The sequence below is a fragment of the Granulicella sp. L60 genome (genome assembly GCF_009765825.1).
Taxonomy (GTDB): Bacteria; Acidobacteriota; Terriglobia; order Terriglobales; family Acidobacteriaceae; genus Edaphobacter.
This window is the reverse complement of the sequence record NZ_LMUR01000015.1, coordinates 142,000-158,210: the sequence shown is the minus strand read 5'-3', so window position 1 is coordinate 158,210 and position 16,211 is coordinate 142,000. Positions and strand designations below refer to the sequence as shown.

The 16,211-nt window shown below is 61.8% G+C and carries 12 protein-coding genes; 5 read left to right on the top strand and 7 right to left on the bottom strand.

Annotated features, from left to right (window positions below; genetic code table 11):
* Window positions 1–3: 3 nt before the first annotated feature.
* From GSQ82_RS07880 to GSQ82_RS07850, 7 genes are all read right to left on the bottom strand, one after another.
* On the bottom strand, window positions 4–258 hold the full coding sequence (locus GSQ82_RS07880) for a helix-turn-helix domain-containing protein (RefSeq protein WP_158791750.1): 255 nt from the start codon (window positions 256–258) through the stop codon (window positions 4–6).
* Between the two features lie 103 nt (window positions 259–361).
* Window positions 362–1,402: a 6-phosphofructokinase gene (locus tag GSQ82_RS07875; protein ID WP_158791749.1), complete on the bottom strand. Its 1,041-nt coding sequence runs from the start codon at window positions 1,400–1,402 to the stop codon at window positions 362–364.
* Between the two features lie 198 nt (window positions 1,403–1,600).
* Window positions 1,601–2,647, bottom strand: a complete 1,047-nt coding sequence (locus GSQ82_RS07870; RefSeq protein ID WP_254061499.1) for an MBL fold metallo-hydrolase — start codon at window positions 2,645–2,647, stop codon at window positions 1,601–1,603.
* Window positions 2,648–2,688: 41 nt separating this feature from the next.
* Window positions 2,689–3,528 carry an HAD family acid phosphatase gene (locus GSQ82_RS07865; protein ID WP_158791748.1) on the bottom strand — a complete coding sequence of 280 codons (840 nt, stop codon included), beginning with the start codon at window positions 3,526–3,528 and terminating at the stop codon, window positions 2,689–2,691.
* Between the two features lie 141 nt (window positions 3,529–3,669).
* Window positions 3,670–5,457, bottom strand: a complete 1,788-nt coding sequence (locus GSQ82_RS07860; RefSeq protein WP_158791747.1) for a long-chain fatty acid--CoA ligase — start codon at window positions 5,455–5,457, stop codon at window positions 3,670–3,672.
* Window positions 5,458–5,749: 292 nt separating this feature from the next.
* Window positions 5,750–6,406, bottom strand: coding sequence for a TetR/AcrR family transcriptional regulator (locus tag GSQ82_RS07855; RefSeq protein ID WP_158791746.1), 657 nt, complete (start codon window positions 6,404–6,406; stop codon window positions 5,750–5,752).
* 324 nt (window positions 6,407–6,730) lie between these two features.
* On the bottom strand, window positions 6,731–11,251 hold the full coding sequence (locus GSQ82_RS07850; protein ID WP_254061498.1) for a glutamate synthase-related protein: 4,521 nt from the start codon (window positions 11,249–11,251) through the stop codon (window positions 6,731–6,733).
* A gap of 243 nt (window positions 11,252–11,494) precedes the next feature.
* On the opposite strand from GSQ82_RS07850, the gene GSQ82_RS07845 reads away from it, so the two are divergent.
* The 5 genes from GSQ82_RS07845 to argF are packed head-to-tail and all read left to right on the top strand — an operon-like array spanning window position 11,495 to window position 16,186.
* Window positions 11,495–11,935, top strand: a complete 441-nt coding sequence (locus tag GSQ82_RS07845; RefSeq protein ID WP_158791744.1) for an arginine repressor — start codon at window positions 11,495–11,497, stop codon at window positions 11,933–11,935.
* A 22-nt stretch (window positions 11,936–11,957) separates the two neighbouring features.
* Window positions 11,958–13,058 (top strand): N-acetyl-gamma-glutamyl-phosphate reductase, encoded by a 1,101-nt coding sequence (gene argC, locus GSQ82_RS07840; RefSeq protein ID WP_158792179.1) that lies wholly within the window; start codon window positions 11,958–11,960, stop codon window positions 13,056–13,058.
* On the top strand, window positions 13,055–13,837 hold the full coding sequence (gene argB, locus GSQ82_RS07835) for an acetylglutamate kinase (protein ID WP_158791743.1): 783 nt from the start codon (window positions 13,055–13,057) through the stop codon (window positions 13,835–13,837). Before argC ends, argB begins: the two co-directional genes overlap by 4 nt.
* On the top strand, window positions 13,834–15,090 hold the full coding sequence (locus tag GSQ82_RS07830; RefSeq protein WP_158791742.1) for an aspartate aminotransferase family protein: 1,257 nt from the start codon (window positions 13,834–13,836) through the stop codon (window positions 15,088–15,090). The genes argB and GSQ82_RS07830 overlap by 4 nt, the downstream gene beginning before the upstream one ends.
* Window positions 15,083–16,186: an ornithine carbamoyltransferase gene (gene argF, locus GSQ82_RS07825; RefSeq protein ID WP_158791741.1), complete on the top strand. Its 1,104-nt coding sequence runs from the start codon at window positions 15,083–15,085 to the stop codon at window positions 16,184–16,186. Before GSQ82_RS07830 ends, argF begins: the two co-directional genes overlap by 8 nt.
* Window positions 16,187–16,211 lie beyond the last annotated feature (25 nt).

Here is a 16,211-nt window from a genome sequence, read left to right as displayed (position 1 = left end):
TATCTACCGAGCCCGCGCAACCGGCTTCTTCTGCTTCGGCATCACTGCCACCGGCGCTGCAGCCTTCACTCCGGACTTCTCATCCATCCAGGCATCCAGCAGCGTCTTCTTGAACCGCCACCGATTCCCCAGCTTGAACGCAGGCACAAAGCCCTCCGACGCATACCGGTACAACGTGTCACCGCTGATGCCCAGATACTCCGACGCCTGCCGGATATCCATCACCTCGCGCACTAACGCTTGCACCGACACAGCCATCCCGCGTCTCCGTTTCAGCTACATCAAAGCACGACCGAACAAACCAATCCGACACCCTCTTTGTACCCGCTTTTGCGACACCGCACAACAAAAATCGCCTTTGTTAACTAGAAGCTAACGGCTGCAACCCCTTCATCACCGCCAGTAGATCCTCTCCCACCGTCCGCGTCTTCGCAATCGCATCCGCCAGCGGAATATCCGTAATCTGTGTACCCTTCAGCACCACCAGCCGGCCAAACTTTCCCGCATGAACAAGGTCAATCGCCGCCACACCATACCGCGTAGCCAGCATCCGGTCATATGCCGAAGGCGTCCCGCCCCGCTGCGTATGCCCCAGGTTCACACTCCTCGTCTCATAACCCGTCCGCTTTTCGATCTCCTCCGCCAGCGCCTGCCCAATCCCACTCAGCCGAGCGTGTCCAAACGAGTCCACCGCCGTCCCATGCGTCGCCTGCCCCGTCTCCGGAAACTGTGCTCCCTCAGCCGCCACCACAATCGAAAACTTCTTCCCATGCTCCCGCCGATACTTTACCAGCCGGCACACCTCGTCAATATCAATCGGCACCTCCGGCACCAGAATCACATCCGCCCCACCCGCAATCCCAGCCGTAATCGCAATCCATCCAGCATCCCGCCCCATCACCTCGCACACCATCACGCGGTTGTGCGCCTCCGCAGTCGAGTGCAGCCGATCCACCGCCTCCGTCGCAATCCCCACCGCCGTATCGAAACCAAAACAAGCGTCCGTCCCATTCAGATCGTTATCGATCGTCTTAGGCACCCCAACGCACTTCACACCCTTCTCACTCAGCGCCAAACTGATCGACTGCGTATCATCCCCACCCAACGCAATCAGCGCATCCAGCTTGTACTTCCCCAGCACCTCAAGGCACTTCTCAAACCCACCCGGAATCTTCTTCACATTCGTCCGCGACGACCGCAGAATCGTCCCCCCCCTGTGCAGAATCCCCGACGTCGTCTCCAGCGTCAGCGGCATGGTCACATCGTCCAGAACCCCGCGCCAACCCTCCATGAATCCGACAAACTCATCCCCGTGGTGCTGAATCCCCTTGCGAACCACCGCTCGAATCACTGCATTCAACCCAGGACAATCCCCGCCACCCGTCAACATGCCAATCCGCATCCAGTCCTCCTGAAATAAGGTCAACTCACAACAGCGAAATCATACGCCAGCACCACCCAAACAAAAAACAAAACCCAATCCCGACCAACGGGAGGCCCCACGAACATCGCATCCCCCCGACAAGGTACAAAAGTCACGAAGTGACCTCCCGCCGAGCAGACGGCCCGTCCGGCAGGACAATCCGTGCAGAAATTAAAACTACCGCCACCAATTCGACCGCAACCCCACCCCCGCCACCACCTCCGTAGGCGCTCCCGGCGCAGGAGCCCACAACTCAATCCCCCGCTCCCCCGCCAACTCCAGCATCCTCTCCATCGGCTGCCGCCAAGCATGCAGCGCCAGGTCGAACAACCCCCAGTGAATCGGCATCATCAGCCCCTTCCCACCCAGCGCCTCAAACGCCCGCGCCGCCCCATCCGGCCCCAGGTGAATCGCGTCCCACAACACATCGAACGCTCCAATCTCCAGCATCGTCAGATCGAACGGCCCATACGTCGCACCAATCTCCGCAAAACCCTCCCACCAACCCGAGTCCGCGCCAAAGTAAACCGTATGCTTCGCACCCTTCAACACAAACGCCGACCACAGCGCCTCAAACCGGTTGAACAATCCCCGCCCCGAAAAATGCCGCGAAGGCACCGCCGTAATCTCAATCCCCGGCAACGCTACACTCTGCGTCCAGTCCAGCTCCGAGATCCTGTCCGCACTTACGCCAAACCGACGCAATAAACTCCCCACGCCAAGCGAAGTCACCCACGCCGTACCACGCATCGACTCCAGCCTCGCCAACGCTCGCACCGTAGCCTCACCAAGATGATCGTAGTGGTCATGCGACACCAGTACCACATCAACCGGCGGCAGATCCCCCAACCTCACCGGCGCCGCAAAGAACCGCTTCGGCCCCGCCCACCGCATCGGCGAAGCCCGCTCATCCCACACCGGGTCCGTCAGCACCCGCACCCCATCGATCTCAATCAGCATCGACGAGTGCCCCATCCACGTCACCCTCAGCCCACTCACCGGCGCAACGTCGTATAACGAAATATCCGTCTTGAACGGTCCCAGCGCCCGCTTCGGAACCTTCTCTTCCTTATTCATCAAAAACTGCGGCAGCACCTTGAACATCGTGCTCAACCCGCCGATCTCCGTCGGCACCGGATTCAAGAACCTCCGCCCCGCCTTGCTCGCTCGCCGCAACAACGTCTTATCACTCGATACCGAAGTAGCCACACTGCTCCCCATCATCACCAATCCTCAGCGCCAACCAAGGCAACTGCAAAACATCACTACGGCAAATAGTAGAACGGATTCGGCAGCTTCACACTCATCTCCGCCTTCGGGTCCCCATTCAAGTCACTCCACTGATCCCCCACGCTCATCACAATCCGATACCCCGCATCCACAATCTTCTTCCGCTCCTCGCTCTTATACTCCACCGTTCCCATCGTCTTCTGCGACCCCTCCCGCAGCGCCAGCCCCTTCCATCCCCTGTATCCCGCACCGTCCAGATTCCTCGCCGTAGCCGCCCTCTGCTGTCCCGGCCTGCCCGTGATAAAAAACACATCCACCTCCGCCGCCAGAGCCTTATTGAACAGCCGCAACGTCCCCGGCACCGCCATATCCGCCTCCGGCGACACCGCCCACTCATTGAACGGCACCGAGATGAACCCGTAGTCCTCCCGCTTCATCTCGCAATAGTTCGTCAGCGAAGTCTCGTCGATATCCAGCACCAGCGCCAGCTTCTCTCCAGCCTTTCGCGTCGCCACCAGCCGGTCCAGCTCCATCTCCGCCCGCCGAGCCTGCGCATCCAGATCCGCCCAGTAACACCCGCCCGTCCCCACGCAATCGGCATAATCCTCCAGCCGATACCGCGCCACCCCAAAGTTCTCCATCGGCTCCGCAGCCACCATCACCGAAGGGTCAGCCGCATCCTGCTCCGCTGTCGCCACCGCCGCAGCCACCGAGGGCCTCGTCCCCACCGAAGGCCGCAGACTAGCAACCTGCTTTCCCGTCGGCACCGGACACACCGGCGGCCCCGCCTGCGCAAAGCACATCCCCCCCATCAGCACCGCCACGCCACCCACACGCAGGGCCTTCCACAACCTCAAACCAAAAGGAGTATCCATCCCAGAAATCTACCCCTCAAACCCCAAACCATCAACCAGCATACATCTACAAGCGACCAACGGGAGCCCCACCCAAAGAGGTACAAAAGTCACGAAGTGACCTCCCGCTGAGCAAGCGGCCCGGCCGGCAGGCCAGAGTCTTCACTTCGAAGAAGTAGCCTCATCCTTATAGAACTCCCCAATCTCCTTCGCGTACTTCTTCTCCACCACCCGCCGCTTCAGCTTCATGCTCGGCGTCAGCGTCCCATCCTCCACGCTCCACTCATCCGGAACCAGACTCATCCGCTTCATGCTCTCGTAGTTCGGCAGCCCAAGGTTCACCTTGTCCACAATCTCCTGATAAGCCTTCACCACCTTCGCATCCTTCACCAGCGCCGCGTGGTCTCCAGTCGAGATCCCCTGCCCCTTCGCCCATCCCTCCAGCGCCTGAAAGTTCGGCGAGATCAGCACACACGCAAACTTATGTTTATCCCCCACCAGCGCCGCCTGTCCCACCAGCACATTCGCCTTCAGCCTGTTCTCAATCGGCTGCGGCGCAATAAACTTCCCTCCGCTGGTCTTCAGCAGCTCCTTCTTCCTGTCCGTAATCGACAGAAACCCATCCTTATCGATATTCCCAATATCCCCCGTCTTGAACCATCCATCCGCAGAGAACACCTCAGCCGTCTCCTTCTCCTTCTTCCAATACCCCACAAACACCAGCGATCCCTTCACCTCCAGCTCGCCATCCTCCGCGAACCTGCACTCCACCCCCGGCAGCGCCTTGCCCACCGTTCCCATCCTGTGAGCATTCGGAAAGTTCAACGCAATCACCGGCGACGTCTCCGTCAACCCATACCCCTCAAAGATCCGAATCCCCATATCCGCAAACCACCCCGCCGTATCCACCCCCAGCGGAGCACCGCCCGAGATGAACACCTCCGCGCACCCGCCAAACGCCTCGCGAATCTTGCTGTACACCAACTTATGAGCAAGCTTCCATCCCAGCGCACCCGGACTCTTTCCGTCCAGCGTCTCCGCCCTATGCTTCTTCCCCGTAGCCAGCGCCCAGTTCATAATCTTCAACTTCACCGGCGACAGCGCCGACTTCCCCTCCACCGCCTGCCGAATCTTCTCGTACACCCGTGGCACCGCCACAAACACCGTCGGCTTCACCGCCTTCATCGCCGCCGAAAGCTGATCGAACTTCGGACAATACGCCAGCCGCGCCCCATGGCACATCATCGCGTAGTCCAAATGCCGCGCCGTCACATGCGACAGCGGCAAAAACGAGATACAGCTATCCTTCTCCGAAAATCCCAGCGGTCCCGTCGACACATTCACATTGCTAGCGACGTTGCCATGCGTCAACATCACGCCCTTCGGCTCACCCGTCGTCCCCGACGTATAGATAATCGTCGCCAGATCCTCCGGCCTCACACTCTTCACCATCGCATCGAACGCCGCATCCCTCTGCTTCTTCTCCCCCGCGCTACACATCAGCGCATCGAAGCTCACCGCCCCGCCAAACTCCCCCGCATCCATCACCACCACATGCTCCAGCTCCGGCAGATCACCCGCCGCCGTCAACTTCTCGTACTGCTCCCGCGAAGACAGCACTGCAACCTTCGCCCCCGAATCGCGCAGCATATATCCAATCTGCTCCGGCGTCAGCGTCGGATAAAGCGGCACATCCACCCCGCCAATCGCCAGCGTCGCAAAGTCCGTCACCGCCCACTCCCACCGATTCTCCGACAGGATCGCCACCCGATCCCCCTTGCCCACACCCCACCCGCGCAACATATCCGCCAGCGCCCGCACCTGCCCATACAGATCATCGGAAGTAATCGGCTTCCAAGCCCCATCCGCATCCTGCCACATCATCACCGTGCGGCTCCCATGCCCCGTCGCCTTTACCAACACATCATTCAACGTAACCAGATCAAACATCACTCAATCTCCAAATCCACGTACTCAATTAATAATGCTCTTCAACACTTCTTCCTGCTTCTAAGCCACCACCGCTCCCAATATATCGCCGTAGCTTTTACGTCTTGCGTCGCTTCCAGATCTTGCTGTTGCCTCAAATTTGTCGTTCTTTTGAATCTTGTCGTTGTTCCAGATCTTGCCATTGCCTCTAGGTACCCCAAGGCTTTAGCCTTGGGTCTCTCAAGCCGAAAACGCAAGGGGCTTCAGCCCCTGGGGTATGCCCACCTATCCCCACCAGCAACATCCTCTTCCATCAACTCTCCGCTGTAATCCCATGAAGCAGCACATCAATCACCTGCGCCGCCGTAGTCTTCGCATCATAAACGCGTCCCGTGAATACAGCCGAACTCAACAACTCATCGATCGCCCCAAACATGCAATGCGCCACCACCCCATCCGACACATCCCCGCGAAAGATCCCCTCCTGCTGCCCCCGCCGCACCACCTCGCGTACCACCTGGATGTACTTCACCAGGTGATGATGCGAAAACTCCGCGATAAACTTCGCGCTCTGCCGCACCTCGGTCTGCATCAGGATCGCCATGCTCCGGTTCACCGCATGGCTCTCCAGGTGAACCTGCGCGATATACTCCAACTGCTCGCGTGGCCCCTGCAGCGTCTTGAACTCGTCCTCTACCTGTTTGTGAAATTTGTTGAACGTCGCATCGATCGCCGTCCGCAGCACATCATCCTTGCTCTTGAAGTACAGATAGATCGTGCCGTCCGCCACCCCGGCCCGCTTCGCAATCGCACTCACCGGCGAACTGAAGTACCCGTTCTCAGCGATCACCTCCACCGCCGCGTCCAGGATGCGCTGGTACTTTTCGCTTCCCGGCCCCGTCGCTGGCGCCGCTCCCTTAGTAGACCCGGACTCCCTGCTCTTGGTCGAATCAGGCCTTGCCGTCTTCACTCTTCGCTTCAGTCCAGGCCTCACCGCCGGAAAACTCCGGTGCCGCCACTCTAATGAATCCAACCCTTGTTTGCCAAGAATGAACTGCGGTTCATTCTCTAAAATGAATCTTTATGCAAAAACAATGTCCTGCCGGACTAGCCGCCTGCTCGGCGAGAGGTCACTTCGGGACGCGTATACCTTGTCGTGGCAGGATCATCGCCTAGGTCCTCCCGCTGGTCGGAATCAAACTAATCCCAACCAACGGGAGGACCACCCAAAGGGATACAAAAGTCACGAAGTGACCTCCCACGAGCAGTGGGCCCGTCCGGCAGGACAAAGCCTTTAAACCTGCACCTTAGGAGTCAACCGCACAAACGCCGCAGCCTGCCTCTCCCAATCCGCTAGCATCGTCTTACCCAGCCCGCTCTCCGCCTCCGCCACATGCGCCTCAATCAGCGCCCGCAGACTCTCCTGCGCCTCCGCATCCACCACCCCAAACGCCTCAGCCTCGACGAACTCAGGATGATACCGAAGCCCGGACACAAACGACCCATCCGCGTCATACACCCACGCCAGACCGCCCGTCATACCTGCACCAAAGTTCAACCCAACCCGCCCCAGCACCGTCACAATCCCACCGGTCATGTACTCGCACCCATGGTCCCCAACGCCCTCAACCACAGCCACCGCACCCGAGTTCCGCACAGCAAACCGCTCCCCCGCACGCCCAGCCGCAAACAGCTTCCCGGACGTAGCCCCATACAAAGCCACATTCCCCAGAATCACATGCTGCCCGCTATCCCGCGCCGCCCTACCCTGCGCTTGGATCACGAGCTCACCGCCCGAAAGGCCCTTGCCGACAAAATCGTTCGCCTGCCCCTTCAGCACCAGCTTCATGCCATCGACCGTAAACGCGCCAAACGACTGCCCAGCCGTCCCATTCAAGTGGAACGTAACATCCGCTGGCAGATCACCTTGCGCCCGCCGCAATGCCAACTCACCCGCCAGCCGCGAACCAACCGCCCGATCGCAGTTCGCAATCTTCGACTCGACCACGAACGGTCGCCCGGCATCCACCGCCTCCATCGCCGGCACCACCCACGCCTCATCCATCGGCGGCGCAGGCATAGGCTGATTGTTCCTGATCCCCATAAACCGGCTCGCACCTCCAGACCCCTTCGCCAGCATCGGCTGAAGATCCAGATTCCCATCGAACCGCACCTGCTCCAGTAGATCCGACCGTCCCACCGCAGCCTCAATCGAAGGCAGCCCATACCGCGCCAACAGATGCTGCAGATCGCTCGAAAGCTGCTCAAAGAACCGCACCACATGCTCCGGCTTGCCGCGGAACTTCGCCCGCAGCTCCGGCTTCTGCGTCGCAATCCCCGTCGGACATGTATTCAGATGACACTGCCGCGCCATATCGCAGCCCAGCACCACCAGCACCGACGTGCCAAACGCATACTCGTCCGCGCCCAGCAGCGCCGCAATCAAGATATCCCGAGCTGTCGCCAAGCCGCCGTCCGTCCGCAGCCGCACCCGTCCACGCATGCCATTCTGCATCAGCACCTGCTGCGCCTCAGCCAGCCCAAGCTCCCAAGGATTCCCGGCGTACTTAATACTCGACAACGCCGCCGCACCCGTCCCGCCCGTATTCCCAGCGATAACGATAAAGTCCGCATACGCCTTCGCCACGCCCGCCGCCACCGTGCCCACGCCGCAGCTCGACACCAGCTTCACACCCACCGCAGCCCGAGGATTCACCCGCTTCAGGTCGTAGATCAACTGCGCCAGATCCTCAATCGAGTAGATATCATGGTGCGGCGGCGGCGAGATCAGCGACACTCCCGGCTGCGCATGACGCAACCGCGCAATCAACCCGCTCACCTTATGCCCAGGCAGCTGTCCGCCCTCACCAGGCTTCGCACCCTGTGCCACCTTGATCTCAATCTCCTCCGCATGCGCCAGGTACTCCGCCGTCACGCCGAACCGCCCCGAAGCCACCTGCTTGATCTTGTTGTTCAGAGAAACATGCACCGCAGGAGCCTCAACCATCGGCTCCGCAACCGCAATCCCGCCCTCCGACTGTGCCGCACGGCTCATCCCGCCATCCTGCGGCGGCACTCCCGCATCCATCGGCTGATGCACCCGATACACCGCCGAGTCTTCACCGCCCTCGCCCGTGTTCGAACGCCCGCCTAGCATATTCATCGCCGCCGTAATCGTCTGGTGCGCCTCCGGACTCAACGAGCCCAGCGACATCGCACTCGCCACAAATCGCTTACATAAATCCGCAGGCGTCTCCACATCACTCAACGCAAGCTCAGGCCCAGCCGGACGAATCTCCAACAGATCCCGCAACACCGCAGGATCACGCGCAATCACATCCCGCGTATAGATCGCAAACGCACCCGCCGGATCCGTAGGCTGCGGCACATTTCGCGCACTCCCCACCACCGACTGCAACGCCTTCACCGTCGGCGGCTGCCACGCATGCGGCTCCGACACATCCGCCTTCCTGAAACGCACCCAGCCATAGTCCGGCAGCTCCGCCGACACAGCCACAGCCGCATCTCCCGGCGTCCACGTCTGTCGCAACTGCCGCTCCAGCTCCGCAAACCCAATCCCCGAGAGCGGTGCAGGCGTACCAAAGAAACATCGATTCACCACACTCGAATGCAGCCCCAGAATGTCGAACAGATGCGCCCCCCGATAGCTGTCCACCACCGAGATCCCCATCTTCGACATCACCTTCGCCAACCCGGCATCGAGCGACTTCAACATCTTCTTCTCGGCATCATCTGCACTCGTACCCGCAGGCGCAAGACTCCGCCCCGTCTCCAGCGCAAGCCACGGACACACCGCCCCCGCACCGTATCCAATCAGCACCGCAGCATGGTGAATATCCCGAATATCTCCCGCCTCCACCGCCAGACCCGCAAGCGTCCGCAACCCCGCCTGCACCAGTGCATGATGTACCGCGCCCGTGGCCATCGCCATCGGCACCGGCAGCATCTCCGCGCTCGCACGACGATCCGTCAGCAACAAGATCCGCGCACCATTTCGCACCAGCGTAATCGCCTGTCCGCAGATCTCATCCAGCGCCACCGCCAGCGTCTTGCCTGCTTCAAACACCGCCGGCAGCTCCGCCAGCTTCAGCTCAGCCTGATGCGGATACTCGCCCCTCCGCAGAGCCTCCACCTGCCCCAGCGAAAGAAACGCCGAAGGCAACGAAAGCCCAGGCAGCGGAGCATTCTTGTCCAAAAGATGAGGCCAGGGTCCAAGCCGAGTATGCAGCGACACCACGCAAGCCTCGCGCAGCGGATCGATCGCCGGATTCGTCACCTGCGCAAACCTCTGCCGGAAGTACGCATAGATCGGCCTCGGCGAACGCGCCAGAAACGCCAGCGGCGTATCGTCGCCCATCGAATACACCGCGTCCTTGCCCTCCACCGCCATCGGCTGCAGAATCATCTTCACGTCTTCGCGCGTATATCCAAAGCCCCGCTGCAGAGCCGTCAACGCAGCCGAATCCACCAGCGGCACAGTCGCCGCCATCAGCGGAGTATCCTCCACCAGCCCTGCATATGTAGCGCCTGCATCGAACAACTCCAGCAGCGCCTCGTCCTCATAAACCTTGTGGTCCACCAGGTCCACCACCAGCATCTGCCCCGGCCCCAGCCGTCCGCTATGCGTCACCTCTTCCGGATCGAGATCCACCAGTCCCGCCTCCGACCCTGCAACCACCAGCCCATCCGCCGTTATCGCGAATCGACAAGGCCGCAGCCCATTCCGGTCCAGCGCCGCACCCACGACGCGCCCATCGCTGAACGCAATCGCCGCCGGCCCATCCCAAGGCTCCGCGCAGTCCGTGTGATACCGCAGAAACAACGAAGCATGATGCCCATCCGTCGCCGGAGGAAGCAGCATCCGAATCGCCTCGGCCAGCGTCCTTCCGTTCTGCGACAGCAGCTCCACCGCCTCATCCAGACTCGTCGAATCCGTTCCACCCTGCGTCAATACCGGCTTGCACTCCACTGGCAGCGTCGAGTCACGCGCATCCATCCGCGCACGATTTCCCCACACCGTATTGATCTCGCCGTTATGCCCCAGCTTTCTTCCCGGCTGCGCACGATGCCACGTCGGCAGCGTATTCGTCGCATACCGCTGATGAAACACCGCAAACGGCGTCACATAATCCTCCGCCGCCAGATCCGGATAAAAGTCCGCCAGCAGACTCCCCGTACACATCGCCTTGTAAACAACCGTCTGCGACGACAGCGAAGCCACATACCCCGTCACATCCCCGCGCTCATGCGCCCGTTCAAACTGCTTCCGCGCCAGATAGAGTCTCCGCTCCATCGTCCCCAGCTCCGCGCTCGCGCCATCCACCACCAGCACCTGGCGAATCTTCGGCAGCGTCGCATGCGCCATCTCCCCCAGCCACTCCGTACGCACCGGAACGTCGCGCCAACACAGCACCGTAAAGTCATGCGACGACAGGCACCGCTCCAGCACCTCCTCCGCCCGCGTCTCCTCCACCGGCAGCAGCAGCATCCCCACACCCAGCACCTGCCCGCCGTCGATCGACACGCCCGTCTCGCGCAGCAGAAGCTCACGCGGAACCGCCGTCATCACACCCACGCCGTCGCTGCTCTTGCCATCAGCCGCAGTCGCCCCACGGTGCGCCAGTCTCGCCAACGCCGTCAAAGCCTGCTTCAAAATCTTATGGGTAGGCCGAGCCTCCACCGAGGCCACAAATCCAACGCCGCACGAGTCGTGGTCAAACCGTTCATCGATCAGAGAAGGCTCGCCGATCACAGAAGGACGGAGCGCTTCAAACGACGGAACCTCAGAAGACACACGCAGTGTCCCCGACACAGGGTTTAAACTAGATGCGAAAGACCGTTCCATGCTTCACTATACGTCGGGCGAGACAGCAAATGCTCGGCCGCGACACCTTCCTTTTCAGGACTAAAGAACATTTCGTCTGGAGACTTTGTATAAATATACATAACTTGTGTATATTTATACAAAGAAATAATCGATCGCCTTTATTCAGCGCACATTGAAGACGTCTCAACAGAAAACAGGTACAAACACCTCATGAAACAACAGCGCCACGCCGCCATTCAAGACCTGCTGGTCAAGTCCTCCGTCGCCAGCCAGGACGAGCTGCGGCGCAAACTGGCCGGTCGCGGATTCCACGTCACTCAGGCAACATTATCTCGCGACATCCACGAGCTGCGTCTAAATAAAGGGCCCGCCGGCTACTCCCTTCCGGGCAACGGCGAGTCAGACGAAGACGCCCTCCCTGGAATTCGCGAGGTCCTCGAAAGCTTCGGCTTAGAGGTCCGCCAGGCCACGAACCTCCTCGTCCTCCTCACCACCACCGGAAGCGCGCAGCCCATCGCCGCCGGAATCGACTACGAAGACTGGCCCGAGGTCATAGGAACCATCGCCGGAGACGACAACGTCCTCATCATCTGCGCCGACGAGAAACAGGCAAGCACGCTCAAGACAAGAATCGAAGGATACCTTGGCTAACACCGCACAACTATACTCCCCCATCGACTCGTCGCCCCAGGCTGATGCGCACCGCACCAACGCGCTCCCACCCGCCCCCCGCATCGCCGTCGCTGGCGTCAGCGGCTACGCCGGCGGAGAGCTCGCCCGCCTGCTCCTGCGCCATCCCTATCTGCACGACGCCGCTCCCATCTTCCTTGGCCGCGCCGGGGAAGCCGAGTCCGCGCTCCTCGAAGACCTCCACCCCCATCTCGCCGCGCCCGGAAACTCCCGCGCCAACGAGGTCCATCCCTTCACCTGGGATCGCATCCTCGACTCCGGCATCGAAGTCCTCTTCCTTGCCACGCCGCATGAGCAGTCCCGCGAGTGGGTTCCCGACGCCCTCAAGCACGGCGTCAAGGTCATCGACCTCAGCGGCGCATGGCGTCTCCAGCACCCCTCCAACCGCAGCATCTACAAGCTCAAGGACGCCGATCCCGACCTCGCCGCCAAGCTCCAGGCAGAGGCCGTCTACGGCTGCCCCGAACTCCACCGCGACCAGATCAAACACGCTCGCCTCGTCGCAAACCCCGGCTGCTACGCGACCTCGAACATCCTCGCCCTCGCTCCCCTGCTCCAGGCCGGCCTCGTCGATGTAGACCACGGCATCATCTGCGACTCCAAATCCGGCGTCAGCGGAGCAGGCAAAGCCCCCACCGCCAAGACCCACTTTATGTACGCCGCCGACAACCTCTCCACCTACGCCGTCTTCGGCCATCGCCACACCGGCGAGCTGCTCGAGCAGCTCCACCTCACCACCGATCAGATCCAGTTCACCCCGCACCTTCTGCCCATCCCCCGCGGCATCCTCTCCACCATCTACGTCCGCCTCAAAGCCCACACCGAAGCCGTAGCCATCACCCAGGTCTTTCAGGACTTCTACCGGAACAGTCCAATGGTCCGCCTGCATCCCACCCCGCGCCTGCCCGAGATTCAGCACGTCGTCCGCACCAGCTTCTGCGACCTCGGCTTCGCGCTCGCACCCGACGGCAAACGACTCATCCTCGTCTCCTGCCTGGACAATCTTCTCAAGGGCGCCGCCAGCCAGGCGGTGCAAAACATGAACCTGATGTGCGGATGGAACGAAGAGGAGGGCCTGCTGTGAAATTCGTCGTCAAACTAGGCGGTGCATCCCTCGAGAATCCCGCGATTCTCCACACCTGCGGCAAAGCCATCGCCGATCTCGTCGCCGATGGAAATCAGGTCGCCATCGTCCACGGTGGCGGCGTGCAGCTCACCCGCACCCTCGCCCAGATGGGCAAAAAGAGCGAGTTCGTCTCCGGCCTCCGCATCACCGACGCCGAGACCCGCGACGCTGCCCTCATGGTCCTCGCCGGACGCGTCAACAAGTCCCTCGTCGCCTCCATCGGCTCCCACGGCCAGTCTGCCGTCGGCCTCTCCGGCGGCGACGGACACGTCTTCCGCGCTCGCAAGAAAAAGACCAACCCCGACCTCGGCTTCGTCGGTGAGATCGCCGCCGCCGATCCCAAGTGGCTCGAAGCCATCTGGACCATGGGAGCCGTCCCCGTCATCTCCTCCATCGCCCTCGGCTTCGACGGCGAGTACTACAACATCAACGCCGACGAGATGGCCGCCGCCTGCGCCATCTGCACCAAGGCCGACACCCTCGTCTTCCTCACCGACGTCCCCGGCGTCAAGGGAGCCGACGGCACCGTCATGCGCTGGCTCACCCTCGCGCAGATTCCCGCCCTCGAAAAACAGCAGGTCGTCTCCGGCGGTATGTTGCCCAAACTCAACGCCTGCCGCGATGCCCTTACCCACGGCGTCAAACGCGTGCGCATTCTTCCCGCGGAGGCCGCATGGCTCTTGCCCGACCTCTGCTCAACCCGAGTCAACGATGGAACGGAGGTCATGGTCGCATGAACTTAGAGACGATTCAGGCAGCGGAGAACAAGCTCCTTCTCAACACCTACCAGCGCAATCCCTATCTCTTCGTCAGCGGTCAGGGCGTCCACCTGCGCGACGCCAACGGCCACGACTTCCTCGACCTCCTCAGCGGTATCGGTGTCTGCGCCCTCGGCTACGGCCACCCCGCCGTCGAGCGCGCCATCGTCGAGCAGAGCAAAAAAATCATCCACACCTCCAACCTCTTCTTCCACGAGCACACCGCCGAACTCGCCCTTCGTCTCACCGAAATCAGCGGTCTCGACCGCGTCTTCTTCACCAACAGCGGCACCGAAGCCTGGGAGGCCGCACTCAAGCTCGCCCGCGCTCACGCCGGAAAGCTCCGTGCAGAGGGCCGCACCATCGGCACTAAGTTCCTCGCCCTCGAACACGGCTTCCACGGCCGCACCATGGGCTCGGTCGCCACCACCGCGAAGGAAAAATATCGCGAGCCCTTCCAGCCCGTCATGCCCGGTGTGGAGTTTGTCGCATTTAACGACGTCGCCGATCTCCGCGCCAAGTTCTCCTCCGGCAGCGGCACCGACTTCTGCGCCATCTGCATCGAGCCCGTCCAGGGCGAAGGCGGCATCCACCCCGTCTCGCAGGAGTTCTTCGCCGCAGCCCGAGCCCTCTGCGACTCCACCGGAGCCCTCCTCCTCGCCGACGAGATCCAGTCCGGCCTCGGACGCACCGGCAAGTGGTTCGCCTACCAGCACTACAACATCCAGCCCGACGTCACCACTCTCGCCAAGCCCGTCGCCAACGGCATCCCCATGGGCGCCATGCTCTGCACCAACGCCGCCGCCGAGGCCATCACCCCCGGCATGCACGGCACCACCTTCGGCGGAAATCCCCTCGCCTGCGCCGTCGCCATCGCCGTCATCGACACCATCAAACGCGAAGATCTCCTCACCCACAACCGCGAAGTGGGCGACTTCTTCCAGGCCGAGCTTAAAAAGTTAGCCGCCCGTCACGACTGCATCGTCGAAGTCCGCGGCCTTGGCCTCATGCTCGGCGTAGAACTCAACTCCGCCGATCTCGCCCAGCGCGTCTCAGCCCAGATGATGGAGCGCCGCATCATCATCAACCGCACCAGCGAGACCGTCCTCCGTTTTCTGCCACCCTTCCTTCTCGAGCGCCAACACGTCGACACCGCCATCAGCGCACTCGACGACATCTTCAGTGCAGCACTCGCCGGCGCAGCTCCGGCAGGAGACCAGACCCATGGGTAGCAAAACCGTCATGATGAGCACCAAATCCGCGGACACCGCCGTCGAAGACCTCCTCCCCGGCAAACCCACAGCAACCCTCGGCATCCAGTCCGACACCGCCTTCAGCGAAGCCTCCAAACGCCTCTGCGGCCGCGATATCTGCTCCATCGCCGACCTCACCGTCCAGGAGATGGCCGCCATCATGGAGCTCGCCCACGCCGTCAAGAACCACCCCGCGGACTTCCGTCACGCCCTCGACGCCCGCCAGATGGTCATGTTCTTCGAGAAGGCATCCCTCCGCACCCGCGTCACCTTCGAGACCGCCATCAACACCCTCGGCGGCAACGCCATCTTCGTCGATCAGACCCAGTCCCCCCTCGGCGAGCGCGAATCTCTCTCCGACATGGCCCGCAACCTCGAGCGCTGGACCAGCGTCATGGTCCTCCGCACCTACGCCCACGAGACCATCACCGAGATGGCCGCCTGCTCCAGGATCCCCGTCATCAACGCCCTCTCCGACCTCGAGCATCCCTGCCAGGCCATCGCCGACTTCTTCACCTTAGAGGAGCGCTTCGGCACCGTCGAAGGCCTCCACTTCGCCTACGTCGGCGACGGCAACAACGTCTGCCACTCCCTCATGCTCACCGCCGCCCAGCTAGGCGCCCACTGCAGCGTCGCCTCCCCCAAAGGCTTCGCCCCCAAACTCGAGATCATCCACAAAGCCATCGAGATCGCCGAGACCACCGGCGGCAGCATCACCCTCATGCACGACCCCGTCAAAGCCGTCACCGGAGCCGACGCCGTCTACACCGACGTCTGCACCTCCATGGGCTTCGAGCACGAGGCCACCAAGCGCGCCCCCATCTTCAAGCCCTACCAGGTCAACGAAGCCCTCATGGCCCACGCCCAGCAGGACGCCATCTTCATGCACTGCCTCCCCGCCCACCGCAACGCCGAAGTCACCGACGCCGTCCTCGACGGCCCCCAATCCGCCGTCTTCGACCAGGCCGAAAACCGCATGCACGCCCAGAAAGCCCTCCTCCTCATGCTCCTCGGCGGAGCCAAGCGCATCTCCAACAGCCGCAGCCGCGGCATCCAAGCCCGCAAACGCAACTAGAGTCAACTGCCATTCCACGGCGGAG

Bases quoted from the DNA above. Each gene is read 5' to 3' on its own strand.
- GSQ82_RS07880 (WP_158791750.1), bottom strand. From the start codon at position 258: ATGGCTGTGTCGGTGCAAGCGTTAGTGCGCGAGGTGATGGATATCCGG.
- GSQ82_RS07875 (WP_158791749.1), bottom strand. From the start codon at position 1,402: ATGCGGATTGGCATGTTGACGGGTGGCGGGGATTGTCCTGGGTTGAAT.
- GSQ82_RS07870 (WP_254061499.1), bottom strand. From the start codon at position 2,647: ATGATGGGGAGCAGTGTGGCTACTTCGGTATCGAGTGATAAGACGTTG.
- GSQ82_RS07865 (WP_158791748.1), bottom strand. From the start codon at position 3,528: ATGGATACTCCTTTTGGTTTGAGGTTGTGGAAGGCCCTGCGTGTGGGT.
- GSQ82_RS07860 (WP_158791747.1), bottom strand. From the start codon at position 5,457: ATGTTTGATCTGGTTACGTTGAATGATGTGTTGGTAAAGGCGACGGGG.
- GSQ82_RS07845 (WP_158791744.1), top strand. From the start codon at position 11,495: ATGAAACAACAGCGCCACGCCGCCATTCAAGACCTGCTGGTCAAGTCC.
- GSQ82_RS07830 (WP_158791742.1), top strand. From the start codon at position 13,834: ATGAACTTAGAGACGATTCAGGCAGCGGAGAACAAGCTCCTTCTCAAC.
- argF (WP_158791741.1), top strand. From the start codon at position 15,083: ATGGGTAGCAAAACCGTCATGATGAGCACCAAATCCGCGGACACCGCC.